Genomic DNA, 23,989 nt, shown 5'->3' with positions numbered 1-23,989 from the left:
CCGGACCAAAAGGTCCGAAGTGCGGAGGCGAGCTTGGAGGCGCTCAAATGCCCTGGCTCGTTTCCGAGCCGAAGTGCTGATGCATTGCTGCTCCAACACTCTCAGCCGTTGCGAAACGGCCGGTCCTGCGAAGGGTGCTTTTTGCGGTTTCCGCTTGTTTTTCAAAAGCATAAGAACCGCCACGGCATGCCTCGCCGGGCGGCTCTAAGCGGGGTTATAGGGGAGCCATCGGAACTTCGCAACAATTTCGGCAGGTGTTGCGAAAAATGCACCGCGCGGAAGGATTTCTGCGGCGAGCCGCGAAATTCTCATTAGTTAGATTAGAACCAAGTACGAGGTTAATGCGTTATTAACCGCGCAGACGCGCGAGGGGGTTGGGCCGTGAAGCAAATCATCGATCAGATCGTCAATTTGCTGCAGCAGGGCATCACGGCCATTTTCAGGTTCGTCGAGCTCGTGTGGCAGTGGTCATTCGGGCAGATGCTGATGATCTTCCAATCGGACTGGCAATCGCTGCCGATCTGGAAAATCGCGATTCTGGCGGTCGTCGTCATCGCCATCATCTACGTGCTCTATCGCGGCTTCTTCCAGCTCTGGGCGGCGGCGGAGCAGATCTTCAAGGCATTTGTGGAACTGTTGATGGTTCTCGTTTCCATCCTGCCGTATGTGCTGATCGCGGGCCTCATCGCGGCGGGCGGCAGCTACGTGATCCAGCACGTCAATCTCTAGTTCTGAACCGGTTCGGCGTCGGCTGAAACATTCGCATTCGTGTTCTTGCTGAAAACGATACGACTGCGGATGTAGTAGAGCGAGGCGAAGCAGATCAGCAGGGAGATTGTTTTTCCCTCGATAGGCGGCAAGTTCATCTTGTGCACCGTCAGCCAGATGACGCCAGTCGTCAGGAGAAGACCGAGGAACGACGTCGCGACGAACTCGATGAAGACCCGGTGCTCCGATTTGTGGGACATGTCGTGTGCGAAGACGAAGTTTCTCGTCAGCGCATAATTCACGACCATGGCGACGCAATAAGCGATGGCGCTTTGTAGAATGGGCATCCCGAAGACGTGGGTGAGGCCGAGAAAGATGGTGAAGTCTACGACGGTCGAACTCAGGTTTACGCCAGTATAAAGCAGTGCATGGCGAACCTTGGGGTGCATTTCGACGGCCTTCTTGCGACTGATTTCGAACGATGGAATAGATAAAGCGGGCTGACAAGCGGACCGCAGTATCTTGGGAAACATCGGGATTTTTCTCGGTTGCCGTTAACCGCCGCGTCGCCCGTAACCCACGTTTTTTAGGCTGTTCGGGAAACTTCGGTCATGCGCCAAATCGACCGCAGCGATCGCTTACCCGCGTGACGCGTAAAGGGATTTGTCCGACCGCGGTGGAATACATCAGCAAATTCGTATTTTGCCGCGGATTGCGTCTCTTTCACCGCTGTTGACTGGCGCGGTTGCCCATATGTGGCAAGCTAAAGTAGCAACTTTCAGTGGCGTACATCGAGAGTTTGGTCATGAGGCTAGATCCGTTCGTTGTCGCGATTTTGCTTTTGGCAGCGCTGCCGACTGCTGCAATCAGCTTGCGTTCGGCCGCCGGCTGGCGCGCGGGCGTGGTTTTCGCGGCCTTCTATCCGGCGTTGGTCTTGCTCGTCGGTATTTTGATGATTGTCGCGTTTGTTTCGCTTGCTGCGCTTGGCTTAGTGGACCTCGATTGAAAGCGATGGCGCGCAGCGTTTCGCGGGGAACAGCGGATCCATCGAGGTCATGGCGATATCGGCTGTATTATTTGCAGCCTGCGGATCATCGCCATGTACCTCATCGTTCATATTGGGCTGAATAGCGAGGCGCTGAAAAAGCTGGACGATCTGCGTCAAGCTTTTCCAAATCTCTACAATCGCCAGGATATTCTGCTGCAGCTTCTCGCGGAGGCTCATCAGAAATATTCGAAGAACGCCGCGGCGCCGAAGCTCAAGATGGCGGCGTGATTGCACTTCAAAAACCGCCGCGCATCTCACAACTGCTTATTCATCCGTCGCAGGCGGGTCGCCAACAGGCTCATGACGCGGAGCGCGAACTGCGGGTCATCGCGGACGACAGCGAGAAACGTAGGTTTGTTTATGGCGACGACTTCGGTCGGTTCAGCGGCCATGGCTGCCGCGCTTCGAGGACCATCGTCGATCAGCGCCATCTCGCCAAAAATGCCGCCTGTGCGGATGTTCTCGAGGACCGTGCCGTAAGTGATGACGTCGACCCGGCCTGATCGGACCATGTACATGGCGTCGCCGGGTTCTTCTTCGAGGAAAATCTTCTCGCCCGGCGCAAAATGGCGATATGGCGCGCCGATACGGTCAAGTATCGAGAAATCGAATGGCGGTTCATCGCTCATGCGGCCGTTCCCCCGAAAGAGTGCCGTCGAGCGGGGAAGGCTAGAACCGTCTGTGTCCGAGGACAAGTCCGCCGGCCGGGTCGCGACTTCAAGCGGATTGGGGAGACAAGGGCGGGGCGGAAAACCCCGCCGCAGTCACATCATTTGGGGGCGAGCACCATGACCATCTGGCGGCCTTCGAAGCGCGGTTCGCTCTCGACCTTAGAGATGGATTCGGTGTCAGCTTTCACGCGCTGCAGTACCGCCATGCCGAGCTGAGAGTGCGCCATCTCACGGCCGCGGAAGCGCAGCGTTATCTTGACCTTATCGCCGTCTTCGAAGAACCGCTTAATCGCCCGCATCTTCACGTCGTAGTCATGATCGTCGATGCCCGGACGCATCTTGATCTCTTTCAACTCGACGATTTTCTGATTTTTACGGGCCTCGGCGGCCTTTTTCTGTTCTTGGAATTTAAACTTGCCGAAATCGAGAATCTTGCAGACCGGCGGCTCTGCGTCGGGCGAGATCTCAACGAGATCCAGTCCGGCCTCTTCGGCACGGGCAAGAGCATCAAATTTTGCAATGACGCCGACGTTCTGGCCTGTCTCATCGATGAGACGGACTTCCCGGGCCCGAATTTGGTCGTTGATGCGGGGCCCTGAGTTTTCCCGGCTCTGAGGCTCGGGTCGCATTGGTTTACGGATGGTTCAACTCCTTTTGTGGTTCCAATTATGACGGAGGACAGATTCCGCCCCCGCCAGCGGCGAACATGGGAAAAAACGGGCGCTTAAGTCAAGCGGTGTGCGTGAGCAAAATTGCCAAAACAAGCGATTTCGCCCTTTTTCCGAACACATCCCATTGCCGCATGGCGTTTGGGCCCAGGCAAATGGGCGTCATCGCCAGTGTTCGGCGATCCACGGGGTTGGCAGGACATACTTATAAAATTTCTTCCAACCCGCGTTCACGGGCCAAATCCCGTCGCGCGCTTCATCGGGATCCGGTTTGCCATGAAAAGCTACAACGCGTGCCTCCGGCGGTAGGCGCGGGGCGATGAAGAAATTCAGCGGCCAGATCGGCAGCAAAGAGTGTTTGAAGCTCAGGCACCATTCCGGCGGGAAGAAAACGACGTCTTCGCTTTCCGCCGATATGTATTGCTGCTCAATCCGGTAGCGGCCGAGAATGGCTTCCGGATTGGCGTTAAAGGTATCGAAGATGTGAGACATCTTCCCGACGGGAAATTTGTAGATCGAGGTATTGCCGATGCGGTCATTGGGCTGCGTCCAATTCCGCGCAACGCAGAAGCGGCCGGGTTCAAAGTCGAAGAAGTCATCAAGCGGGCCGGTGATGACAACGTCCAGATCGAAGAAGAGGACGTCGCCTTCGAGATCGAGAAGGGGGTACTGCCATAGCGACAGCTTGCGCCAGGGCGTCGAGGATACGCGCTGGGGCAGGTTGATCGGCGGCAGCGGCGCTATTTGCACCCAGGGATCGGCTCCCTCTCCGTCGTCTGTGAAGCAGATGAGTCGTGTCTCGCGCCGCGAATTGCGGCGGACCATAGATGCCAAGCGATTGAGGTATTCGACTCCGTAGCGAGTACCCCACTTGATACAGATTATTGTTTGCATTGCCCCAGTTTTTTATTCTTACGGCCACGTCCCCGTGGATCCACCCACCCAGCCAAACCTTTGATATCGGAAGACGAGCGGACGCAAAAGCGTGCTCGGCCTCCCTTCCGCTAATTATTGTCAGTAACGGTATATGGGTGGAGAATTATGTCATGCTGGCTCAACCGAGCATTGCGCGTTCCGCGCTTATCCCGCGCTTGGTCGGATGAGCACTCGTTATGCGCTCAGCAAGCGCTGATAGACCGCCAGCGTTTTTGAGGTCAGCTGGTCGAGTGTGAAGCGGCTGCGGACGTTGGCGGAGCCTCTTTGGCCATAGGCTTTTCGCTTTTCGGATGGCCAGCTGAGCATGGTTTCGATCGCGTCGGCGACGGCTTTCGGATCCGCGTAAGGCACGCGCAAACCGGATGCTTCGTCGGGCCTAACATCGGGCTCGGTCAGCGCAACTTCGCGGCCGGGGCCAGTATCCGAAACGATCATCGGCACCCCCATCGCCTGGGCTTCGATCGCGACGCGCGGGAGTCCTTCCTGTTCCGAAATATTGAGCGCGATATCGCTGATCGCGTAGGCGGCGGCGACGTCGCGCACGTGGCCCGGAAAGCGCAATTGATGCGCGACGCCGAGCTTTTCAGCTTGGGCTTCGAGCTGCGCTTTGAAAGCCGGCTTTTCGATTTCGCCCGCTAAAACGCAGACAACATCAGGAGCGCCGCGTTCCTTCAACAGTCCGAGCGCGGAAACAAGATGGTGCTGCGCTTTGCGCGGCGTGATGCGGCCTGCCAATATCAGCACAGGCTTCGACCCATCGGCATCGAGCAACGTCCGAACAGCCGCCAGTCTTTCAGGCGTTAGCAGCGCCGGATCGAAAACGTTAGAGTCAAACGCACGATGTATGACGGCGATGCGCTTTTCGGGCGTGTGGTAGCGCGTGCGGATGAGGTGCGCCATGTAGTCCGACACGGCGATGACGGTGTCGCTGCGCGCCATGACGCTATTGTAGAAATTCTTCAGTCGCGTTTTTTCGGAATATTCGGAATGGTAAGTTGTTACAAATGGCGTGCCGGTGCGCCGCGCTGCGTAAAGGGCGCTCCACGCCGGGGCGCGGCTGCGTGCATGAATTATGGAGACATTCTCGCGGCGAATGATGCTCGCGAGCTCGGAGCCATTTTTTGCGAGAAGAAGCGGATTTTTCGTGGCGAGCGGCATAGTGATATGCTCGGCGCCGGCAGCTTTGAGCTGATCGACGAGCAAGCCGCCTGCGGATGCGACGAGTGCACGATGACCGTTCTTGACGAGCGCGGTTGCGATCTGCAGGCAGCCGAGTTCAGCGCCTCCGGCTCGCATCCGGGGAATGACTTGCAGAACCGTGAAGGTATTTTTCATTTCAGCTCATCAAACGGAGTCGTCAAGACCAACGATGGACAGTCCCTATAAGATTGCATCAGCCGAACCGCAAATCCTTCCTGTCGGGACGGGCCGCGACGCGCGGGAAATCCCGTTCATTGCGCAGCGTCCGGCGAAGTCCGGGGGCCCCGGTCTTTTCTGGCTTTCGGGCTTCATGTCCGAGATGTCGTCGACGAAGGCGACCGCCGTTGCGCAATGGGCCGCCGAGCACGGCCTTTCATCGACGCGGTTTGATTATTCCGGTCATGGAATATCCGCAGACCGTATCGAGGACGGGACGATTGGGCGATGGCTTGAAGAAGCCACGGCGATCTTCTCCGAGGTGACCGAAGGGCCGCAGATCGTGATCGGTTCGAGTATGGGCGGACATATCGCGCTTCTGCTCTTGCGGAAGCTTCTGCGCGAACGCCCTGACGAGGCGGCGCGGATCAAGGCGCTCGTTTTGATCGCTCCAGCTTGGGATATGACGGAAGAGTTGATGTGGAAGCGGTTTCCGGAAGAGACCCGCAGCGAAATTATGGAGCGCGGGTTTTTCCAGCAGCCGTCGGCCTATGCCGCGCCATATACAATTACGCGCCGCCTCATCGAGGATGGCCGCGAGCATCTTTTCGCGCGCCGGCCGTTCAATCCCGGGCGGCCTGTCGTGATCTTGCAAGGCTTGCTCGATGTCGATGTGCCGGCGTCTCACACACGAGAGCTTACGACGTTTCTGACTGGCGATAATGTCAAGTTAATCGAGGTGGCCGATGCCGAGCATCGTCTGTCGCGGCCGCAAGATCTCGATCTGCTGTTCGCAGAGATCGGCAAACTGCTTTAGCTCTATTTGTCATTGCCCGCTGCGGCGTCTGCGTCGGGAAGACCCTCGGCAACAGCGTCTTCGAGGGCATCGGGGCCGATGGATGTGGCGACAGCTTCGGGCACCACCCAAATCCGGAAATCCTGTGTCGCCAGACCGTTGTCGCAAAGGAGAGCAGCGCCGTCTTTGCGACAGCTCGTGTCAGCTGCAATCGTGAAGGCGCCGGCGGAAGCGCCGCGGCTTTCGCCGACTTCGATGACTTCGATGCGCGCGCCAGCTTCTAGCGGGACGCCGCGATAGACGCAGGCGGATTTCCCGGCGCAGGGATCGGACGTCGTCTCCTCCGTCGTGCGCAACGCGACCGCCTGGGTGCGGGGCATGGCGACGGCCGGGGCTTCGATGCCGTTTGAAAGCCAGCAGCGATCATCGATGCAAATGATCGGGTCGGGTTTGAATCCGAGCGGGCCGCTCTCCGTATCGAGCACAAGCAATATGGTCGCTTGCGTTGCGGGCGGACCGGCCGCGTCAGCAGAATTGGCTGAAGGCTCGATATCGGATTTCGAGGGAACGGCTGCAACGGACGGCGCAGGCTGCTTTTCCGCAGGAGGGGAAACAGCAGGTGGCGGAACGGGCTTGGGAATAGCTGAGGGTTCAGCCGCAATCTTCTGGAATTGCTGCTTTTCGCGATCGATCTCTTCGGCGCGCGCCCGTCGAAGCATATCCGCCTCGTACTCGGCGTCGGGCTTGCTCGGAGCCACAGACGGCTTCGGTGCTGGCTTTGTCGATGGCTTGGGCGATGGCTTTGAGGTTTCCTCGTCGCTCGCGTCGGAGAATTTTTGCGCGATCGCCTGCGCCGGATCGATAGGGTCAGCATGCGTCGCAAGCGCTGAAAGCATGACCGCTAGCGTCGCTGCAAAAATTGCTTTCATCGCCATGGCGAAGCTCATGGTCCCGCTCGCATCTGCGTTCCCCGCGGGAGCGCAGTCGTTACGTCTTTACCCCCATTCTGGCGGAATGGGGGAAAAGGTGTGACCGCAAACTAAAAACCGATCGGCTATAGTTCGGCTATGGCCTTCAGTCCTTCAACGTACGTTGGATACGCAAGTTTAACGCCGAGCTCGGATTTCATGCGCGCGTTCGAGACCTTCTTGTTCTCGATATAGAAACTCCGCGCGGCTGGCGACAGGTCGGCGTCGGTGGGATCGGTTGCCGGCGGGCATGGCACGCCCAAGAGTTCGGCTCCATAGGCGATGACGTCTTGCGGAGGGGCGGGAAGGTCGTCTGTCACGTTGAAGATATGAACCCCCGGCGGAAGATCGATGCTCGCCTCGACAGCAGTCGCAATGTCCGTGACGTGCACGCGATTGGTCAGTTGACCCGGCTTGAAGATGCGCCGCGCAGTGCCTGCCTTCAGCTGATCGATGGCGCTGCGGCCGGGGCCATAGATCCCGGGTAGACGATAGATGACGAGAGCTTTGCCGGATGCGCGGGCGAGGTCGATCCAACCGTTCTCCGCTTTGACGCGACGCTGTCCGCGCTCGGTTCCGGGTCGCGTCTCCGTCGTCTCATCCACCCAGTTGCCCGAGGCGTCGCCGTAAACGCCGACGGTCGAGAAATAGCCGATCCAGCGAATGGAAGAACTGGCGGCGATCGCAGCTCCGAAGTGCCTCAGGGCCGGATCGCCTTTAGCGTCCGGCGGAATGGACAGCAGCACATGCGTTGCGCTTTGGAGCGCTTCGGCGACATCGTGGAGGGCGTCAGTTCCATCGAAGAGAAAAGGTTCGAAGCCTTGACCGGCAAGACGCTCGACCTTTTCGACGTGTGCGGTCGTACCCGCGACGGACCAGCCTTCAGCGAGGAGGCGCCTGCCCAGCTCGTTCGCGCAGTAGCCCAATCCGAAACAGAAGAGCCGGCTCATGCGTGTTGAATTCCTTCGATTGGCAAGGTCCATTCGGCAGCGACTTCGGGATCGCTCTCACGATCTTGATAGCGCTTTTGCAGAGCGTCGATCTCGGCGTCGCTTGCGAGGCGGCGTGAAGCCCAGATCGCCATCGCGCGGACAAGCGCAGAATTGTCTTCCATCAGGGGTTCGATATGGCGAAGCAGCGATCGATCGCCGGAGTTTCCGCAGGCAATCAGCGTATTGCGTACGACGCGGTCGCGTCCTGTCCGTTTGATCGGTGTGCCCGCGAAGCGCAAGCGAAATGCAGCATCATCGAGCGCAAGAAGTTCGGCAAGCGGAGGATTATCCGTTTCGGGGCGCGCGGCGTAACGTATCTCCGTTGCGGTGGTCGCAAACTTATTCCACGGGCAGACCGCGGCGCAGTCGTCGCAACCGAATACGCGATTGCCGATGGGAGCGCGGAATTCCGGCGCGATATGGCCTTTGTGCTCGATCGTCAGGTAGGCAATGCAGCGCCGCGCATCGAGCTGATAGGGCGCAGGGAAAGCGTTCGTCGGACAGACATCGAGACAGCGGCGGCATGAACCGCAATGGTCGTCCAGCCCGGTATCGGGTTCCAACTCGGCGGTCGTCAATACGGCGCCAAGGAAGAGCCAGTTGCCGTGACTGCGCGAAACCAGGATCGTGTGTTTGCCCTGCCAGCCGAGACCGGCTTTGGCGGCCAGCGGCTTCTCCATCAGCGGCGCGGTATCGACAAAGACCTTGACGTCCGCGCCCGATCGCTCAGCGAACGAACGCGCTAGCGATTTGATTTTTTTCTTCAGCACATCGTGGTAATCGCGGCCTTTGGCATAGACTGATATCGCTGCGTTCGACCGGTCGCGCAGGGCATCGAGAGGATTGCTCGGCGGCGCATACGATTGTCCGAAGATGATGGCGCTCTTCGCTTCTGGCCAAAGCTTCAGCGGACCGCTGCGGCGATCGGCGTGCGTTTCCATCCAGTCCATGTCGCCATGACGGTTCTCGCTTAGAAAGTGCGCCAGTCGTGCGCTGAGTTCCGTATCGTCAGTCAGCCGTGCGATGCCGACGGCATCGAGCCCAAGCTTCGACGCTTCGGTGCGGATCATGTCCGCGAGATCGGAACCTGATTTACGGGCGTCGAGCATACGAGCGATTTAGAAATCGAGATCGGAATAGGCAAGAGGCGGAGCGGTTCCCGGAACGCGGTCGCTGAGCAAGGCCCGGAAAGACGGCCGAGACTTTATCCGCTGGTACCAGACTTTAACTGTGGGGTAGTCGTTCCACGGTATCTCGCCAAGATAGTCTGCGGTCGAAATTTGAGCCGCAGCCGCGAAATCCGCAAAGCTCAGTTCGTCACCGCCGATCCAACGCCGGGTGTCGGCGAGATAGCCTGTGTAGGATAGATGGTATTTGAGGTTGGCGCGAACGGCGCGCAGAATTCCGGGATCGGGTGCGACCGGGCCTGAGGGAAGCATGGAGCTATAGACCTTCTCGATCAGCAGTTCGCGCGTGACTTCACGGTCGAATTTTCCCTGATACCAGTCGATGAGGCGGCGGACTTCCGCGCGGTCTTCTCGATTGCCTGGGATGAGCGGCGGCGGCCCCGGCGCAACCATCGTTGCTACGGGGAGCACTTCTTCAGCGATGAATTCCGAGATCGAATATGCGCCGCACAGGATCAGGCCGTTCTCGAATTCGAGAACCGGCATCTCACCCGCGGGGTTCTTTGCAAGAAAGCTCTGGCGCCACTCCCACGGATTTTCGTCGATGAGCTGAACTTCAACGCCATATTCGGCAAGCGCCAATCGAATGGACCGAGAACGCGGACAGAGGCGATACTGCGTAAGTCGCGGGGGCATGGGATTCCTATTTTGCTGGCGACGTTATTATACACCCGCTGTCGTCGATTCGATGGCAACTCGGCTAAACGCCCTCTTTGGTATTGCCGCTTTTTCTGTTAACGCTCCCCCGCTTTCGAGGTGCGGGGTCAGCATAGATGGAAACGTGGCAAGTCGTACTGCTGGGGCTGATCGAAGGTCTGACGGAATATCTACCGGTTTCCTCGACGGCGCACCTTCTCCTGGTGGAAGACGTCATGGGTGTGACGTCTGCAGGACGCACCTTCGAGGTGCTGATCCAGCTCGGCGCGATCCTCGCCCTTCTGACGGTTTATGCCGGAAAGCTCTGGCATCTCGCCGTCGATTTCCCGACAAATGCCCGAACGCGGCGTTTTGTTTTTGCGGTGTTGATCGCGTTTCTGCCGGCGGTGTTCATCGGCGTCGCTGCACATCGGATCATCAAGGAAGTTCTGTTCGAGTCGCCACTGATCATGTGTCTGGCACTCGTTGTCGGCGGTATCATTCTGCTTGTCATCGACCGGATAAAGTACAAGCCGCGCTTCACGGACGTCATGGATATTCCTTTGACGACGGCGCTCATTATCGGCTTTGCCCAGTGTCTCGCGATGATCCCAGGCGTTTCGCGGTCGGGCTCAACAATTGTGTCTGGGGTGTTGCTCGGCGCGGATAAGCGCACGGCTGCGGAATTTTCATTCTTTCTCGCCATGCCGACGATGACCGGCGCATTTGCCTACGACCTCTACAAGAACTGGTCGATTTTGACGCCCGACGACATGAGCCACATCGTGCTCGGATTCATCGCGGCGTTCGTAACGGGCGTCATCGTCGTCCGTTACATGCTCGACTTCATCTCACGACGCGGGCTGTCGTTCTTCGGCTGGTGGCGCCTGCTTGTCGGCGGCATCGGACTGGGCGCTATCGCTGTCCTGCACTGACGCATTTTTGATTGCGCTCGGCGACTCGCGTTCCGCGAGCCGGCCGCCGAGCGCGTTAAGCTGCGTGGGACGCCAGGGGCTTCGTGAGCACGCTCCGGAGGCTTTCGACGTCCTTGGCGCTACGCAGACCTTCGAGGGTCGCGGGGTCGCGGACGAGCCGGGAAATGCGCGCTAAGGCCTTCAGATGATCGGCTCCGGCGTGTTCGGGCGCCAGAAGAAAGAACAGAAGATCGACGGGTTCACCGTCGTGGCTTTCGAAGGCAATGGGACGTTCGAGGCGCGCGAACAGGCACGTGATCTTCGTCACGGCCGGAAGCTTGACGTGCGGTATCGCGATCCCACGGCCAAGGCTCGTGGAACTCAGCCGTTCCCTCTGCAGCAGTGCTGCATAGATGTCGCCAGCAGTCGCACCCGTCAGGGCCCCAGCCTTTTCGGCGAGGGCGTACAGCGCCTGCTTTTTGTCCTCCGCCGCAAGACGCGGAATGATCGCGTCAGGGGCGAGCATGTCTTCGATATTCATTCAGGCTCCATCCACGATGATATGGCCGCCAATGTGGCTACCGAGCCAGATCCTGGTCGGTCTCCACATTGCATTGATTAAAATAAATAAACTGCCCTCAGTCCGCATGTTCCGGCGCGATGGCACCATTTGCCTTCGCTGCCACTGGGATATCGGCGTCGATCCACCCAATGTGCCCGTCACTACGCCGGTAAACCACATTCAGCCCGCCGTGGGCAGCGTTCCTGAAAATCATGAAGGACGCTTCCGACAAGTCGAGCTTCAATACTGCTTCGCTAACCGTCATATGACTAATGTTGCGCTGGCCTTCGGCGATAATAAGCGGATTCGCTTCGTGCTGCTCGGGTTCGTCGTCGTCGCCCAAGCTCACGATATAGTCGCGTGCTTCGATGTCGACCTTGCGACGTGCAGCAGCAGCCGGCGAGGTATGATGCTTAATGCGGCTCTTATAGCGCTTTACGCGCGTCTCCAGCCGGTGTGCGGCGGAATCGACGGAGCTGTAAGCGTCTCCACCTTCGCCATGCGCCTCGAGCAGAAGTCCGCCCGCAACATGGACCGTGCATGATGTTTTGAAGACCTCGCGCTCGCGTTCGAGCCGAATGTGGCCGTTCACTTCGCGAGAGAGAAACTTTTGGAGGATGCCCCGGATCTTGTCGCCGGCGTAGTTTTGGAAGGCATCGCCGACTTCGATGTTTTTACCAGTGATTTGAATTGTCATGAAAATGCCTGTTCTGCACTTACCGAGGCTGCGTTCGCCGTTATCGAGCGCAATTTGCTCCGGGGCTCCGAGCTGCCTTTTCTGAAGCCTCGGGAGCGTATGACCGACACTCAACCCAGCCTCTAACAATATAATCGATAGGCCCCCCGGGATGGCCTGTCAAATCACGCTTTGGGCTTCAAATGTAACGAAAATCCCCATATTTTTCATATGCTTATAAGCGGCGCGTCAGGCGAAGTCGCCGAGGCGTTCAACCAGTTTCTTGTCGCGGCGGCGTTGCACGGAGGAGGGTATGCGCATCGCTTCGCGATATTTTGCGACTGTGCGTCGGGCGATCTCGATGCCCTCGCCCCGCAAGCGGTCAACGAGCTGATCGTCGGAAAGCACGTCGTCGGCACTTTCTGCGTCGATGAGCTGCTTGATCCGGTGACGAACGGATTCAGATGAATGGGCTTCACCGTCGGCTGCCGAGGCGATGGCCGACGTGAAGAAATACTTGAGTTCGAATATCCCCCTGGGCGTCGCGATGTACTTGTTCGACGTCACGCGCGAGACGGTCGACTCATGCATCGAGATCGCGTCCGCGATCACCTTGAGGTTGAGCGGTCGCAGATACTGAACGCCGTACATGAAGAAGCTGTCCTGCTGACGCACGATTTGCTCGGCGACCTTCAGGATCGTCCGCGCTCGCTGATCCAAACTCTTCACGAGCCAATTGGCGTTCTGCAGACAATCGAAGATGTAGCCCTTGTCGCGTTCGTTCGTCGCGGACTTGGCGATGCGCGTGTAGTAGGTGCGATTGACCAGAACGCGCGGCAGAGTGTCGCCGTTCAGTTCGACATGCCATCCACCGTCGGAGGCGGCGCGGACGATGACATCTGGCACCACCGGCTGAAGCTGGACGGCGCCGAATTTCAGGCCGGGCTTGGGATTGAGCCGCTTGATCTCACGGATCATATCGGCAAGCTCGTCCATATCGATGCCGATCGCCCGTTTGAGCGCTGGGATATTCCGGCTGGCGAGCAGATCCAGATGTGCCAAAAGCTGCGCCATCAAAGGATCGTAGCGATTTTGGTCCTTGAGCTGGAGCGCGAGGCACTCGGCCAGCGACCGGGCGAAAATACCGGGAGGGTCGAACGTCTGAAGCTTGCCCAATACGCTTTCGATCAATTCGAGCGGCGCACCGAGACGCTGAGAGAGCGCCTCAAGGTTTGCAGGGATATAGCCGGCCTCGTCGACCAGATCGATCAAGTACTGACCGATGAGCCGTTCGACGGGGTCGCTCACGGTTAACGGCAACTGGCTGCCCAAGTGATCCCTGAGCGAAACTTGATTGGCGACGAAATCCTCGAGGTCGTTGTCTCCGTCGCTGCCGTTATGCATGCGCTGTGAGACGTTAGCCCAACTCAGCCCGGAGGCGGCGGCCGCGTTCGAGCCTGGTTCGCCTGTTCCCGGCTCTTGGAAGACATTTCCAAAATCAACATCCAGGCCGCCGGTATGATCGTTGACAGGCTCGCGCAGATCGAGCCAGCGCTCGTCGGCGGCGCTTTCCTCTGCGCGTTCAACGATCGGCTCATCGGCGGGTTTAACGTTTGCGGTGTCATCGCGCTCGAGGAGCGGGTTTCGTTCGAGTTCTTGGTCGACGAATTCCGTGAGTTCGAGATTGGAGAGCTGCAGGAGACGGATCGCCTGCTGCAGCTGTGGCGTCATTACCAGCTGCTGGCCTTGTCTCAGCTCTAATTTTGCTGAAAGCGCCATGCGCTAATCCGCTGCTCCGTTTGTGCAAACTCGGAGCCAAAGGTACTCAACGCGCGTTAACGAACATATCGCCAAGGTAGACTCGCCGCACATCTTCGTTCGATATGATTTCAGAAGGATTGCCCTGTGTCAGAACTTGACCATCGTAAATAATATATGCGCGGTCGATCAGGCTTAATGTTTCACGAACGTTATGGTCGGTGATCAACACACCAATACCGCGTTCGGTCAAGTGGCGAACCAGTTGCTGAATGTCCCCGACGGCTATGGGGTCGATGCCGGCAAACGGTTCGTCCAGCAACATGAACGACGGCCGGGAGGCCAGGGCGCGGGCGATTTCGCAGCGTCGCCGCTCACCGCCCGAGAGGGCCATTGCTGCCGACTTCCTCAGCCGAGTGATGGAAAATTCCTCGAGCAGGCTATCGAGTTGCTCTTGGCGGGCCTTGCGGTTTGGTTCGATCAACTCGAGGACGGCCATGATGTTCTGCTCGACCGTCAGTCCACGAAAGATCGAGGCCTCCTGAGGGAGATATCCGACGCCGAGGCGGGCGCGCTGGTACATCGGCAGCTTAGTGACGTCCTCGCCGTCGATCGTGATGCGCCCCTCGTCGGCGGCGACGAGGCCCGTGATCATGTAGAAAACAGTGGTTTTGCCAGCGCCGTTCGGGCCCAAAAGGCCAACGGATTCGCCGCGGCCGACGGCCAGGTTCACGCCCTTGACGACCATCCGCTTGCGGTATGATTTCTTCACATCGAAAGCCGTGAGCCATCCGTCCGCGCCGATGGCGTGCGGATCGTCGGCGGAGGGTGCAGCCCCTGCGCTCACGCCATTCGTGTCGCCGGCGCCGTTGACGCCCGCGCCATTCGATTTCGAATTCGATCTGAGGCGAATTGGTAAAGCCTTAAACACCCGATACCTCGCAGCCCTTCGTGCACTGTCGCCGCGGTCTCAATGTCGCCAAGCCGTTCGCAAGGTCAAGGTGACGTACGGACCTGCCAGCTATCCGCCTGAATTTTCGATTTCTTCAATTGGCCAGGATAAAAGACGGCGCTGGGACGTTCGGCCTTGAAGACCTCGCCGTTTCCGCCGCCGTCGCGGCTGGTCATCAGCGCTCCGCTCGTGGCCGTCGGCTCAGTCTTGATCGTCGCCTCGCCGGTGTTCATGTCGATCACCAGCCTCGTTCCATTGACGATATTCTTGCCTTGGGTCAGCACGACGGCGCCGCCGAGCGTCGTCAGGTTTTTCTTGACGTCGACTTCAGCCCAGTCGCCGGTAGCGGTTTGTCCGTCCTTGGCCGTAACCACGACCTTCTTCTTTGCGGTCAGATGCGTCAACGACGCGGCCGCGCCTGAAGCGGCCTGATCGCCAGTCGAACCGATACCGGCATTACCCGTGTAGAACGCTGTCAGCTCCTGTGACCGCATCGAAATGCTTCCCTGCACGGCCGAAACGTTGCCTGTGAACAAGGCCGTCTTTGCGACGTCATCGACGTCGAGCTTGTCGGATACGACATCGTACGGCGAATTCGGATCCGTCTTGAACGCCGCACCGAACGACATTCCGTCGCCGCTCTCCTGATCGTCCTCCGCCGGCTGCGCGCCTGCCTTGGCTGACGGCCGCACGAAATGCGCGGTGATGCGTCCGACGCTCGTTCCGGAGACGGGATCGGCCGGGGACGTCAACTGCATTTTGCTCGTCGTGCGGTGGTAGGTCAGCCGGCGGCCTCTGAGCACATTCGCTCCCTGTGTCACCACGACGGAGCCGGTCAAAACCATGGTCTGAGCCGTTTGATCATAATCGACGCGATCGCCGACGGCTTTCTTATCGTCGCCTTGGGTCAGTACGACGTCGCCTTCGAGAACGGCGGTGTTCGAAATCGTATCGAAGAGTGCCGTGTGGCTGGTCGCCGTTTCACCATTGGGCTGCTTCAAAACGACGGAATCGGTTGCGAGGATTTGCTTGACCTTCGTCCCTTGATTGCCGGCGTCCGGCGAAACAGGCTTCGCGGCGTTGCCGCCTTCCGGGGCGACCGAGCCTTCATAGGTGACGGTCATTTCCGGGGCGCTCATCGTGGCTCCGGCCTGAGTGGCGACCACTTTACCCGTATAGAATGCGGTTTTCTTGACGTCGTCGATATCGAGACGATTGGATTCGACGTCGACCGGCTCGCCGGGCTTTCCGAAGGGAAGCGATTGCTGCGCCGATGGATCATTCGTGGAAGGCTGGGCTTCCTTCGGCTTCATGTGCGTGCGCACATTTTCGACGAACGTATATTCCTTGGCCTTTTGGCGGATGGTCAGCTGATTGGACGTGATTTGTCCCGCGCCCATCAATATCGTCGATGGCTGATCGGACGTGATGATGTTTTCTTTCGTCTTGATCGTCGCGCGCGTCAGCTGCGCGGTCAGTCCTCCGTCGCCCGTCACGTGGATCGAATCGTAAAGCTCGAGAATGTTCGTGCTGTTGTCGAACAGTCCGCGGGTCGCGACGAGATTGGTCTTCTGCTTCTTGGCATCCGTCAGTTCGCCGGTGATGCCTTGCAGATGAATGGCCGACATCGTCTTCAGATCTTGCTGCGCCGTCTCCGCCTTCACCCAGTAGCGGCCGCCGTCGGCGTTGAAGCCTTCGTAATGCGGGTTATGCATCTTGAGATTATCGGCAACGATTTGCGGAACTTCGAGCGGCGGCAGCGACGGTCCAATTCCGGCATTGCCAAGAATGTTCACGGTTGAAATTACTGCTGTGGCGACAGCGGCGAGGGGCAGCGCAATCTTCAAAATGCGAACGCGCCTGGAATGACGATGAGCCGCCAACCGGCTTTGCGTGCGATCGCCACCTATGACAATGGCGTGGCCGGATGCACGCGCATGACCACCAGCTGCAGCCGTATTATTCGATGTGACAGCCGCTGTGGCCATGAAGTTCCCCCTAAGGCCTCTAATCTCACCGGTAATTGGGGAGACTTTGGGACCTTATGCTCCGACCCCGGCCTCGGCCGAGTTCAGTGCGCGAATATGTCGTCTTCCTCGAACCCGGCGAGGTCGAGGCGGGCCCGCGTGGGAAGGAACTTGAAGGCCTTATCGGCCAAGTCTTCCCGGCCTTCTCTCGCGAGCATCATATCGAGCTTCGTCTTGACCGCGTGAAGATGCAGGACATCGTTCGCGGCATAGGCTTTTTGACTATCCGACAGTTCCGATGCGCCCCAGTCGCTGCTCTGCTGCTGCTTGGAAAGCTCTATGCCGAGCAGTTCGCCAACGAGGTCCTTCAAGCCGTGGCGGTCCGTGTAGGTGCGAGACAGCTTCGAAGCAATTTTGGTGCAATAAATGGGTGTTGTTGCAACTCCGAGATATTGCTCGAGCACCGCGATATCGAAGCGGGCGAAATGAAAAATCTTGAGAACCTTTGGATCGGTCAGGAGGGCTTTGAGACGCGGGGCGTCATACTCCTTGCCGTCGAACTTCACGAGATGGGCCGTGCCGTCTCCACTTGAGAGCTGCACCAGGCACAAGCGATCGCGATGGGGGTTCAGTCCGAGCGTCTCGGTGTCGATCGCGACGCCATTCGGAAACGACAGGCCCGCGGGCAAATCACCTTTGTGAAGCTTGATCTTGGGCGCGGTCATTTCTTCATTTCCGTCGTCGTCGCCGCGGCGGTCGAGATAGCTCGTCGCGATGCCACGAGCCTCGCCAAAGTCATCTTGCCGGAGGCTAAATGATTGATGTTGTTACGCTCTAGGACTCAAAGCGAGATAGGTCTGTAGCATTCGGCGGAGGCCGAGAGCAAGAAGCGGCTTTTAGGGGACAACAGCTTCGACAAATAGCGACCTGGTTGAATGCCTTCAGCGCGAAATGGCGCCGTTCATCATTTGGCCGAAGCGGAAGGCGGTTCGGAGGCTGCTGCTGACGGTTCTAGGTCGGTTCGTCGGGGGCTGGTTCCCGTATCGATCGTCACTTCGACCGACATTCCAGGCCGGACGAGCGTGCCGAGCGCCGGATTTTGATCGAGAACGATCTTCACGGGAATGCGTTGGACGACCTTCGTGAAATTCTCCGAGGCGCTCTCCGGCCGCTGTGCAGCGAGAATGCTGGTGGTCGCCGGAGCCCAGCTCTCGACGTGGCCTGTCACCATCAGATCCGGAAAGGCATCCACCTTTACGCGCGCAGTCTGTCCGGCCCGGATATTGGTCATTTGCGTTTCCTTGAAATTCGCGATGGCCCAAACATTCGGAAGCGAAACGACGGTGATCACTTGCGAGCCCACTCCGACGAACTGTCCGGGGCTAACGTGACGCTGGCCGACCATACCATCGACCGGCGACAGAATTCGCGTGTTGGTCACGTTGTTCTGAGCGAGGGCGGCTGCAGCTTTGGCCGCGCGCAGCTGTGCCTCGAGCTGCACCTGCGCGAGATCGAAGCTTGCGAGAACGGTCTTTTGCTGGTCGCGCTGAGCTTTGCTGAGAATCAACTGGGCTTCGCTCCGTCGCGCGCCGCTATCTGCTTGTTCGACCCGTTGAGCGGTTCCGATGTCGCTCGTTTTCATTAGCTCGTGCTGGCGTTTCGCTTCGAGCGTTGAGCGATCGACGTCGGCCTGGGCCGCATCTATCGCCGCTTCAGCCTGACGTACGAGGCTTTGCTGGCCTTCTTTACGATTGGCGAGATTATCGAGGTTCGCCTGCGCCGATGCGACGTTCGCTTGGGCTTGAACGAGCGCGGCGTTGTAATCGGACGCGTCGATTTCGGCGATGATATCGCCCTTCTTCACAGCCTTGAAGTCGGTTGCGGGAACAGTTCTGATGTAACCCGATACCTTAGTGGCGAGGGGTATGACGTCGCCTGCGATATGAGCGTCGTCAGTCGTTTCGAGTGTGCTTGTCGCTGGTTCGCTGTAGGCGGCTCGGGTCCAGCGGTCATCTTGTCCGGTCAGATGCCACGTCAGAATTCCGGCTGACACGACGGCGAGAACGCTGAGCATTCTCAGAACCAACGTGCGAACGTGGCTTGCGTAGCGAGGCGCATGCGCGCCATCCATCTCTTGTCCCCCGTTCGCGCCATCGGTCATAGCCTTCTCCTGGCTCTCCCGGAAGAAACGTTCCGACCGCCGGGCTCGCTGTCGTTAAACGCGACCGGCGTGCCGGTTCCGTTGGCATCGATCGCCGCGCGGTGCGGAATGATCTCTATGCGGACAGAAAGTTGTTACTTCCAGCTCGCGCGGAGGTTCCGCGCGTGTCCGGCCTTTCAGGCGCGGCATCCATCGAGGAACAACTTCGAGCAGATACGTGCTCTCGTTTTGATTTCTTCGGGCGAAGGGGCGGGGCTCAATCCAAGCATCGCGGTGCGCTGCAGGTCCATCACCATCATTCCCCGCAGCGCGCTGACGGTCGCGGCAGGATCATCAAATTTTAACAATCCGCGGCTGCGCAGGCCTTCCAGCCATTGCGTCATCGCACTCGTAGTCTGCGCGACGGCTACCTCATGGAAGGTGGCGGCGAGTTCGGGAAAGCGGTCGCTTTCACTGATGACCAGCCGGAGCATCGCGATCGTTTCCTTGGCGAGGGCCAGGGTGCCGAACGCGATGAGAAAGCGCTCGACGGCTTCCCCGAGGTCCATGTGGTCAAGGTCCGAGGGCTCAACTGCCAGCATGAAGCGGCCGGTCCGGTCAGCGATGACCTTTTTGAAAAGATCCGCCTTGGCGGGGATGAGGCGATACATCGTTTTGGTCGAAATGCCGGCGCGCTGGGCGACATTTCCCATCGTGGTCGCCGCATAGCCGTTTTCCTGGAATTCGGCGGCTGCGGCCTCAACCAGCAGGTGCAGCGTCTCCTCGTCGGGCCGGATTTGCGGGCGCCCGCGGCACCGTTTTGGTGCCGCACTATTTTGTCCCATGACTATTTTCCAAATTCCTGTTGACATCCATTCTATAGTTCCTATTTTGGAAAACATCAAGTTTCCTAACGGTCGCGGCAAGGATGCCGCGGTCGAGCCGAGGGACAAATGCCATGGGCCATCATCCCAATGCTGTGACGGCGGAAAGAGAAATTTCTGGCGCTGAAACAATGCGTTACGTGCCGTTGTCGGGGCAGAAGAAGCCGCACGCCGAAGATCTCAAGGCGCCGGGTGGCGATAGCGAACCTGTTGAAGCGCAGCTCCCCGTTCATGCTCCGAAGAGGTCGCGCGGGGTGCTTATTGCGGGCGCGAGCCTCGCGGTTTTGGCGGCTGCCGCATACTTCGGTTGGCAGTACTGGACTGTTTGGCGCTTCGAGGTCGCAACGGACGACGCCTACGTTCAGGCCGACAATACGACGATCGCGCCGAAGGTGTCGGGCTATCTCTCGGACGTTCTCGTTGGCGACAACGAAGTGGTGAATGCCGGTCAGGTGCTGGCGCGTATCGATGATCGCGATTTCAAGGTCGCTCTCGATCAGGCGAAAGCGGACGTTCTGGCCGCTAAGGCCGCGGTTGCGAATAAGCAGGCGTCGCTCGATGCGCAGCAGTCCATCATCGATAGCGCCAAGGCGACGATCGACGTCGATCGCGCCAATGAGACCTTCGCCGAGCAGGACGATCAGCGTTACGCGCACCTCGCGAGCACGGGCTATGGCAGCGTGCAGAACGCACAGCAGGCGACGTCCCGGATCGCTGGAGCGCGCGCCTCGATTGCGCGCGACACGGCGGCACTCGCAACGGCGACGAAGCAGACAGACATTTTGAAAGCGGAGCTTGCGCAGGCGCAGGCGACGCTGGCGCACGATGAAGCCGTGCAGCGGCAGGCGGAACTCAATCTTTCCTACACGAACATTCTGTCGCCGGTGGATGGCACTGTCGGGAACCGCACGTTGCGTGTCGGTCAGTACGTTCAGGCTGGAACTCAGCTTATGGCCGTCGTGCCGACGTCGGCTGCCTACATCGTCGCCAATTACAAAGAGACGCAGCTTGCGGATGTTCGCCCTGGTCAGGCGGTGAACGTCGAGGTCGATATGTTCCCTGGCGTTGAAATTCCAGGGCACGTCGATAGCCTTGCTCCTGCCAGCGGTCAGCAGTTTGCGCTTCTGCCGCCGGACAATGCGACGGGCAACTTCACAAAGATCGTGCAGCGCATTCCCGTGAAGATCACCCTCGACAGGGGCAATCCTCTTGCTGGCGAGCTTCGTCCGGGCATGTCGGTCTATCCGACAATCGAAACTAAAAAGACTCACGAAACCACGGCGTCGATCGCAGCGAAATGAAGGTGGGAACACCTTCGCCGCGTGCGGGAGTAAGCAGTTATGGCAAGCACGGTTCAAACAGCAGCCGGTGCACATTTTCCAAAGGCACCGGCTGACATTGCCGATAAAGCAAGTCTGACGACTTGGATCGCCGTCGTCGCCGGCATGATCGGCGCGTTCATGTCGATCCTGAACATTCAAATCACCAATGCGTCCCTTCTCGATATCGAAGGCGGTATCGGGACGGGCGCCGACAACGGTGCGTGGATTTCGACGTCGTATTTGATCGGCGAAATCATCGTCATTCCTCTGACCGGATATTTCAGCCGTGTTTTCGGGTTTCGCCGGTACATGATCGCCAGCACTTTCTTCTTCGCCGTGTTCTCGATGGCGTGCGCGTTCGCTCACGATCTCGGCACGATGATCGCGATGCGCGGCCTTCAGGGTTTTGCCGGCGGCGTGCTGATCCCGATGGCGTTCACGATGGTCGTGACGAAGTTGCCGAAGCCTCAACAACCCGTGGGTTTGGCCCTTTTCGCCATAGCCGTCACGTTTGCTCCCGCGATCGGCCCAACGATCGGCGGATATCTGACGGAGAACTATGGCTGGCAGAAAATTTTCTTCATCAACGCAATTCCAAGCGCGATCATGATCATCGCGCTGTGGTTCACGCTCGAGAAGGACAAGATGCAGCTTGGTCTTCTCAAGGAAGGCGATTGGGCCGGCATCATCACGATGGCAATCGGGCTTTCGTCGCTGCAGACACTGCTTGAAGAGGGCAACAAGGATGACTGGTTCGGGTCGCCCTTCATCGTGAAGCTCGCGGTTATCGCGGTGGTGTTTTTGGTGGCGTTCGTGTGGATCGAGCTTGTCGTGAAAAAGCCGCTGGTCGATCTCAGGCTTTTCAGAAACCGGAATTTCGGTGTCGGCACCGTCGCGAACATGCTCGTCGGCTTCGCGCTGTTCGGGACGGTCTACGTGCTGCCGCAGTATCTCGGGCAGGTGCAGGGTTATAACGCCGAGCAGATCGGGAACGTTCTCGCGTGGACCGGCTTGCCGCAGTTACTGATTATCCCGTTCGTGCCTCTGCTGATGAAGCATTTCGATGTGCGTTATATCGGCGTTGCAGGCATCGCGCTCTTTGCGCTCAGCTGTTTCATGAACGTCAACATGTCACTCGATTATTCCGGTGATCAGTTCTTCGTGCCGAATATCGTGCGCGCTGTTGGTCAGGCACTCATCCTGACGCCGCTGACGGCCATCGCGACTTCAAGCATCGCGCCGAAAGATGCAGCCAACGCTTCCGGTCTTTTCAACATGCTGCGTAACCTGGCCGGCGCCGTCGGCACCGCTGCACTCGAAACCATCATCACGAAGCGCGAGCAATTTCACTCGAACATCATCGGACAATCGGTGACGGTCTATCGGGACGATGTTCGGCAGCGGCTCGACGAGATGACCCGCTATTTCATGTCGCACGGCATTTCCGATGTGGCGATGGCCAAGCATCAAGCGGTGATCGCTCTCGGCAATACGGTCAAGCGTCAGGCGCTGGTCATGGGCTTCAGTGATACGTTTGCCGTGATCGCGGTCATGCTCGCGATCGCTGCGGTGGCGCTGCTTTTCGCAAGAAAGGCGCCACCTAGCGGCGGCGCCTCTGTTGCTCATTGATTGTGGCTTCGTAGCGGAAAGGAAGAAAGATCTGACTTAGTTCGCAGCCGCTTTCTTTTCAGGCGACCAGATCTGAGCTTCGCTGGCCTTGATCTCTTTCGGCAGAACGCCCTCTGCAAAGAACACGTCGGCGATTTTCTGCTCGTCGGTCAGGTTTTCAGCAACGACAGGCTGCACCTCGTAGCTACGCCGGCTGTTTGCGGCCGTAACGATCGCCTCATCCAGCCCCCAAACGGGCGCCAAGAGCTTGGCGGCGGCTTCCGGATTCTTCTTCGTCCATTCGCCCGATTCTTTGAGCTTCGCGAAGACGATCTTCAGCACGTCAGGCCGCGCAGCGGCGAAAGTGGAGGACGCGAGGTAGTAGCGCCGATAGTCCGCGATGCCCTTGCCGTCAGCGAGAATGCGAACGTCCGATTGCTTTTGGACGGCGGAGACGAATGGGTCCCACGTCGCCCAGGCGTCGACGGCGCCCTTCTCGAATGCGGCGCGGCCATCTGCTGGCGTTAAATAAGCCGGTTCGATGTCTTTGAACTTGAGACCTGCCTGAGCCAGCGCGGCGATGAGCAGGTAATGGCTGCCCGATGCCTTGGCGACGGCGATCTTCTTGCCTTTGAGGTCGGCAACGGATTTGATCGGGGAGTCCGACTTCACGAGCAGGGCTTGGGCCGAGGGTGAAGGTGCTTCCGTCGCGAGATAGGTCAGCTTGGCGCCTGCGGCTTGCGCAAAGATCGGAACTGTATCTGCAACGTCACCAGAGATATCGATGGCGCCAACGTTGAGCGCTTCAAGCAATGGCAAGCCGCTCGGAAATTCCGACCAGGTAATGGATACGCCGAGTTCAGATAGCGCCTTCTGAAGCTCGCCGTTCGCTTTCAGCACATTGATGAGGGTTGAAGACTTTTGAAAGCCAATCCTGACGGTTGTCGGGGCGTCGGCTGCGGCGGCGCCGCTCAATCCTGAAGCCAGGGTCAGCCCAAGAACAGCAAGGCCGCTAGAGAAGTGGCGTCGATTCATATTGATATACCCCGAGTTGTGCCGCGACGAGTTTACGGCTGCAGCCATTGGCTTTGCCCGAGTAAAGCGAAGCCAACACTCGGAACGCCAATACAAAAATTCGAAAAGCTAATCGTTTTTTGTTGTTTGTGATCGCTCGTCCGCTCGTCCAATAAAACAGAGCGTTGCGTTGGATTGTTGGAGGTCGAGATGCTGGCCATCCGAA

The 23,989-nt window shown here is 58.7% G+C and carries 24 protein-coding genes and 3 pseudogenes; 8 read left to right on the top strand and 19 right to left on the bottom strand.

What is annotated here, in order from left to right; translation table 11 throughout:
* Positions 1-381: 381 nt before the first annotated feature.
* The gene (locus G359_RS18455; RefSeq protein WP_045837306.1) at positions 382-729 is read left to right on the top strand and encodes a hypothetical protein; all 348 of its coding nucleotides are present in this window, start codon (positions 382-384) and stop codon (positions 727-729) included.
* Here G359_RS18455 and G359_RS18450 read toward each other — a convergent pair.
* Entirely contained in the window at positions 726-1,241 is a 516-nt protein-coding gene (locus tag G359_RS18450) for a GtrA family protein (RefSeq protein ID WP_245280085.1), read from the bottom strand. The genes G359_RS18455 and G359_RS18450 overlap by 4 nt on opposite strands.
* Positions 1,242-1,513: 272 nt before the next feature.
* Here G359_RS18450 and G359_RS18445 point away from each other — a divergent pair, with 272 nt between their 5' ends.
* The gene (locus G359_RS18445; protein ID WP_045837305.1) at positions 1,514-1,714 is read left to right on the top strand and encodes a hypothetical protein; all 201 of its coding nucleotides are present in this window, start codon (positions 1,514-1,516) and stop codon (positions 1,712-1,714) included.
* Positions 1,715-1,807: 93 nt separating this feature from the next.
* Entirely contained in the window at positions 1,808-1,984 is a 177-nt protein-coding gene (locus tag G359_RS20645) for a hypothetical protein (protein ID WP_156150836.1), read from the top strand.
* Positions 1,985-2,010: 26 nt separating this feature from the next.
* On the opposite strand, the gene G359_RS18440 is transcribed toward G359_RS20645, so the two are convergent.
* The 4 genes from G359_RS18440 to G359_RS18425 all read right to left on the bottom strand — a co-directional run bounded on the left by G359_RS18440 (position 2,011) and on the right by G359_RS18425 (position 5,366).
* Positions 2,011-2,385 carry a cyclic nucleotide-binding domain-containing protein gene (locus G359_RS18440; protein WP_052699459.1) on the bottom strand — a complete coding sequence of 125 codons (375 nt, stop codon included), beginning with the start codon at positions 2,383-2,385 and terminating at the stop codon, positions 2,011-2,013.
* A 140-nt stretch (positions 2,386-2,525) separates the two neighbouring features.
* Entirely contained in the window at positions 2,526-3,056 is a 531-nt protein-coding gene (infC, locus tag G359_RS18435) for a translation initiation factor IF-3 (protein WP_045837304.1), read from the bottom strand.
* Between the two features lie 201 nt (positions 3,057-3,257).
* Entirely contained in the window at positions 3,258-3,989 is a 732-nt protein-coding gene (locus tag G359_RS18430) for a hypothetical protein (protein WP_045837303.1), read from the bottom strand.
* Positions 3,990-4,205: 216 nt separating this feature from the next.
* Positions 4,206-5,366: a glycosyltransferase family 4 protein gene (locus G359_RS18425; protein ID WP_045837302.1), complete on the bottom strand. Its 1,161-nt coding sequence runs from the start codon at positions 5,364-5,366 to the stop codon at positions 4,206-4,208.
* Between the two features lie 34 nt (positions 5,367-5,400).
* On the opposite strand from G359_RS18425, the gene G359_RS18420 reads away from it, so the two are divergent.
* A complete protein-coding gene (locus tag G359_RS18420; RefSeq protein ID WP_045837301.1) occupies positions 5,401-6,204 on the top strand; it encodes an alpha/beta hydrolase in 804 nt (267 codons plus the stop codon).
* A gap of 2 nt (positions 6,205-6,206) precedes the next feature.
* Here the strand turns inward: G359_RS18420 and G359_RS18415 are convergent, their stop codons facing one another.
* The 4 genes from G359_RS18415 to G359_RS18400 all read right to left on the bottom strand — a co-directional run bounded on the left by G359_RS18415 (position 6,207) and on the right by G359_RS18400 (position 9,966).
* Complete coding sequence (locus G359_RS18415; RefSeq protein ID WP_156150835.1) at positions 6,207-7,118, bottom strand: hypothetical protein; 912 nt, start codon at positions 7,116-7,118, stop codon at positions 6,207-6,209.
* 119 nt (positions 7,119-7,237) lie between these two features.
* Positions 7,238-8,101: an SDR family oxidoreductase gene (locus tag G359_RS18410; RefSeq protein WP_045837299.1), complete on the bottom strand. Its 864-nt coding sequence runs from the start codon at positions 8,099-8,101 to the stop codon at positions 7,238-7,240.
* Entirely contained in the window at positions 8,098-9,252 is a 1,155-nt protein-coding gene (gene queG / locus G359_RS18405; protein WP_045837298.1) for a tRNA epoxyqueuosine(34) reductase QueG, read from the bottom strand. The genes G359_RS18410 and queG overlap by 4 nt, the downstream gene beginning before the upstream one ends.
* Positions 9,253-9,261: 9 nt before the next feature.
* Positions 9,262-9,966: a glutathione S-transferase family protein gene (locus G359_RS18400; protein WP_045837297.1), complete on the bottom strand. Its 705-nt coding sequence runs from the start codon at positions 9,964-9,966 to the stop codon at positions 9,262-9,264.
* Between the two features lie 137 nt (positions 9,967-10,103).
* Between G359_RS18400 and G359_RS18395 the strand changes: the two genes are divergently transcribed.
* Positions 10,104-10,901, top strand: coding sequence for an undecaprenyl-diphosphate phosphatase (locus G359_RS18395; protein ID WP_045837296.1), 798 nt, complete (start codon positions 10,104-10,106; stop codon positions 10,899-10,901).
* 55 nt (positions 10,902-10,956) lie between these two features.
* On the opposite strand, the gene G359_RS18390 is transcribed toward G359_RS18395, so the two are convergent.
* The 5 genes and pseudogenes from G359_RS18390 to G359_RS21200 all read right to left on the bottom strand — a co-directional run.
* Positions 10,957-11,421 carry a PTS sugar transporter subunit IIA gene (locus G359_RS18390; RefSeq protein WP_045837295.1) on the bottom strand — a complete coding sequence of 155 codons (465 nt, stop codon included), beginning with the start codon at positions 11,419-11,421 and terminating at the stop codon, positions 10,957-10,959.
* 97 nt (positions 11,422-11,518) lie between these two features.
* Positions 11,519-12,139: a ribosome hibernation-promoting factor, HPF/YfiA family gene (gene hpf / locus G359_RS18385; RefSeq protein ID WP_045838222.1), complete on the bottom strand. Its 621-nt coding sequence runs from the start codon at positions 12,137-12,139 to the stop codon at positions 11,519-11,521.
* Positions 12,140-12,367: 228 nt separating this feature from the next.
* Positions 12,368-13,897: an RNA polymerase factor sigma-54 gene (gene rpoN / locus G359_RS18380; RefSeq protein WP_045837294.1), complete on the bottom strand. Its 1,530-nt coding sequence runs from the start codon at positions 13,895-13,897 to the stop codon at positions 12,368-12,370.
* A 46-nt stretch (positions 13,898-13,943) separates the two neighbouring features.
* Positions 13,944-14,723, bottom strand: coding sequence for an LPS export ABC transporter ATP-binding protein (lptB, locus tag G359_RS18375; protein ID WP_371199108.1), 780 nt, complete (start codon positions 14,721-14,723; stop codon positions 13,944-13,946).
* A 149-nt stretch (positions 14,724-14,872) separates the two neighbouring features.
* Positions 14,873-15,397 (bottom strand): annotated as a pseudogene (locus G359_RS21200) (LptA/OstA family protein); the annotation flags it as partial.
* 176 nt (positions 15,398-15,573) lie between these two features.
* Between G359_RS21200 and G359_RS21195 the strand changes: the two are divergent.
* Positions 15,574-15,627, top strand: a pseudogene (locus tag G359_RS21195) (hypothetical protein); the annotation flags it as partial.
* Here the strand turns inward: G359_RS21195 and lptC are convergent.
* The 4 genes and pseudogenes from lptC to G359_RS18355 all read right to left on the bottom strand — a co-directional run.
* Positions 15,605-16,816, bottom strand: a pseudogene (lptC, locus tag G359_RS21190) (LPS export ABC transporter periplasmic protein LptC); the annotation flags it as partial. The pseudogenes G359_RS21195 and lptC overlap by 23 nt on opposite strands.
* An 83-nt stretch (positions 16,817-16,899) precedes the next feature.
* Positions 16,900-17,520: a ribonuclease D gene (locus G359_RS18365; protein ID WP_045837291.1), complete on the bottom strand. Its 621-nt coding sequence runs from the start codon at positions 17,518-17,520 to the stop codon at positions 16,900-16,902.
* 239 nt (positions 17,521-17,759) lie between these two features.
* Entirely contained in the window at positions 17,760-18,956 is a 1,197-nt protein-coding gene (locus G359_RS18360) for an HlyD family secretion protein (RefSeq protein ID WP_052699458.1), read from the bottom strand.
* Positions 18,957-19,132: 176 nt separating this feature from the next.
* Positions 19,133-19,780 (bottom strand): TetR/AcrR family transcriptional regulator, encoded by a 648-nt coding sequence (locus tag G359_RS18355; RefSeq protein ID WP_045837290.1) that lies wholly within the window; start codon positions 19,778-19,780, stop codon positions 19,133-19,135.
* A 113-nt stretch (positions 19,781-19,893) separates the two neighbouring features.
* Between G359_RS18355 and G359_RS18350 the strand changes: the two genes are divergently transcribed.
* Positions 19,894-21,120 carry an HlyD family secretion protein gene (locus G359_RS18350; protein ID WP_045838220.1) on the top strand — a complete coding sequence of 409 codons (1,227 nt, stop codon included), beginning with the start codon at positions 19,894-19,896 and terminating at the stop codon, positions 21,118-21,120.
* A gap of 39 nt (positions 21,121-21,159) precedes the next feature.
* Positions 21,160-22,770 (top strand): MDR family MFS transporter, encoded by a 1,611-nt coding sequence (locus tag G359_RS18345; protein WP_082073013.1) that lies wholly within the window; start codon positions 21,160-21,162, stop codon positions 22,768-22,770.
* Positions 22,771-22,806: 36 nt separating this feature from the next.
* Here G359_RS18345 and G359_RS18340 read toward each other — a convergent pair whose 3' ends face one another.
* Positions 22,807-23,784: an aliphatic sulfonate ABC transporter substrate-binding protein gene (locus tag G359_RS18340; RefSeq protein WP_045838218.1), complete on the bottom strand. Its 978-nt coding sequence runs from the start codon at positions 23,782-23,784 to the stop codon at positions 22,807-22,809.
* Positions 23,785-23,989 lie beyond the last annotated feature (205 nt).

It is taken from the genome of Hyphomicrobium sp. 99 (assembly GCF_000384335.2).
Classification (GTDB): Bacteria; Pseudomonadota; Alphaproteobacteria; order Rhizobiales; family Hyphomicrobiaceae; genus Hyphomicrobium_B.
This window is presented reverse-complemented; position numbering and strand designations above follow the sequence as displayed.

Excerpts from the sequence above, each read along its gene's own strand:
- G359_RS18450 (WP_245280085.1), bottom strand. The coding sequence starts at position 1,241 with ATGTTTCCCAAGATACTGCGGTCCGCTTGTCAGCCCGCTTTATCTATT.
- G359_RS18445 (WP_045837305.1), top strand. The coding sequence starts at position 1,514 with ATGAGGCTAGATCCGTTCGTTGTCGCGATTTTGCTTTTGGCAGCGCTG.
- G359_RS20645 (WP_156150836.1), top strand. The coding sequence starts at position 1,808 with ATGTACCTCATCGTTCATATTGGGCTGAATAGCGAGGCGCTGAAAAAG.
- G359_RS18440 (WP_052699459.1), bottom strand. The coding sequence starts at position 2,385 with ATGAGCGATGAACCGCCATTCGATTTCTCGATACTTGACCGTATCGGC.
- infC (WP_045837304.1), bottom strand. The coding sequence starts at position 3,056 with ATGCGACCCGAGCCTCAGAGCCGGGAAAACTCAGGGCCCCGCATCAAC.
- G359_RS18430 (WP_045837303.1), bottom strand. The coding sequence starts at position 3,989 with ATGCAAACAATAATCTGTATCAAGTGGGGTACTCGCTACGGAGTCGAA.
- G359_RS18425 (WP_045837302.1), bottom strand. The coding sequence starts at position 5,366 with ATGAAAAATACCTTCACGGTTCTGCAAGTCATTCCCCGGATGCGAGCC.
- G359_RS18420 (WP_045837301.1), top strand. The coding sequence starts at position 5,401 with ATGGACAGTCCCTATAAGATTGCATCAGCCGAACCGCAAATCCTTCCT.
- G359_RS18415 (WP_156150835.1), bottom strand. The coding sequence starts at position 7,118 with ATGGCGATGAAAGCAATTTTTGCAGCGACGCTAGCGGTCATGCTTTCA.
- G359_RS18410 (WP_045837299.1), bottom strand. The coding sequence starts at position 8,101 with ATGAGCCGGCTCTTCTGTTTCGGATTGGGCTACTGCGCGAACGAGCTG.
- queG (WP_045837298.1), bottom strand. The coding sequence starts at position 9,252 with ATGCTCGACGCCCGTAAATCAGGTTCCGATCTCGCGGACATGATCCGC.
- G359_RS18400 (WP_045837297.1), bottom strand. The coding sequence starts at position 9,966 with ATGCCCCCGCGACTTACGCAGTATCGCCTCTGTCCGCGTTCTCGGTCC.
- G359_RS18395 (WP_045837296.1), top strand. The coding sequence starts at position 10,104 with ATGGAAACGTGGCAAGTCGTACTGCTGGGGCTGATCGAAGGTCTGACG.
- G359_RS18390 (WP_045837295.1), bottom strand. The coding sequence starts at position 11,421 with ATGAATATCGAAGACATGCTCGCCCCTGACGCGATCATTCCGCGTCTT.
- hpf (WP_045838222.1), bottom strand. The coding sequence starts at position 12,139 with ATGACAATTCAAATCACTGGTAAAAACATCGAAGTCGGCGATGCCTTC.
- rpoN (WP_045837294.1), bottom strand. The coding sequence starts at position 13,897 with ATGGCGCTTTCAGCAAAATTAGAGCTGAGACAAGGCCAGCAGCTGGTA.
- G359_RS18365 (WP_045837291.1), bottom strand. The coding sequence starts at position 17,520 with ATGACCGCGCCCAAGATCAAGCTTCACAAAGGTGATTTGCCCGCGGGC.
- G359_RS18360 (WP_052699458.1), bottom strand. The coding sequence starts at position 18,956 with ATGACCGATGGCGCGAACGGGGGACAAGAGATGGATGGCGCGCATGCG.
- G359_RS18355 (WP_045837290.1), bottom strand. The coding sequence starts at position 19,780 with ATGGGACAAAATAGTGCGGCACCAAAACGGTGCCGCGGGCGCCCGCAA.
- G359_RS18350 (WP_045838220.1), top strand. The coding sequence starts at position 19,894 with ATGGGCCATCATCCCAATGCTGTGACGGCGGAAAGAGAAATTTCTGGC.
- G359_RS18345 (WP_082073013.1), top strand. The coding sequence starts at position 21,160 with ATGGCAAGCACGGTTCAAACAGCAGCCGGTGCACATTTTCCAAAGGCA.
- G359_RS18340 (WP_045838218.1), bottom strand. The coding sequence starts at position 23,784 with ATGAATCGACGCCACTTCTCTAGCGGCCTTGCTGTTCTTGGGCTGACC.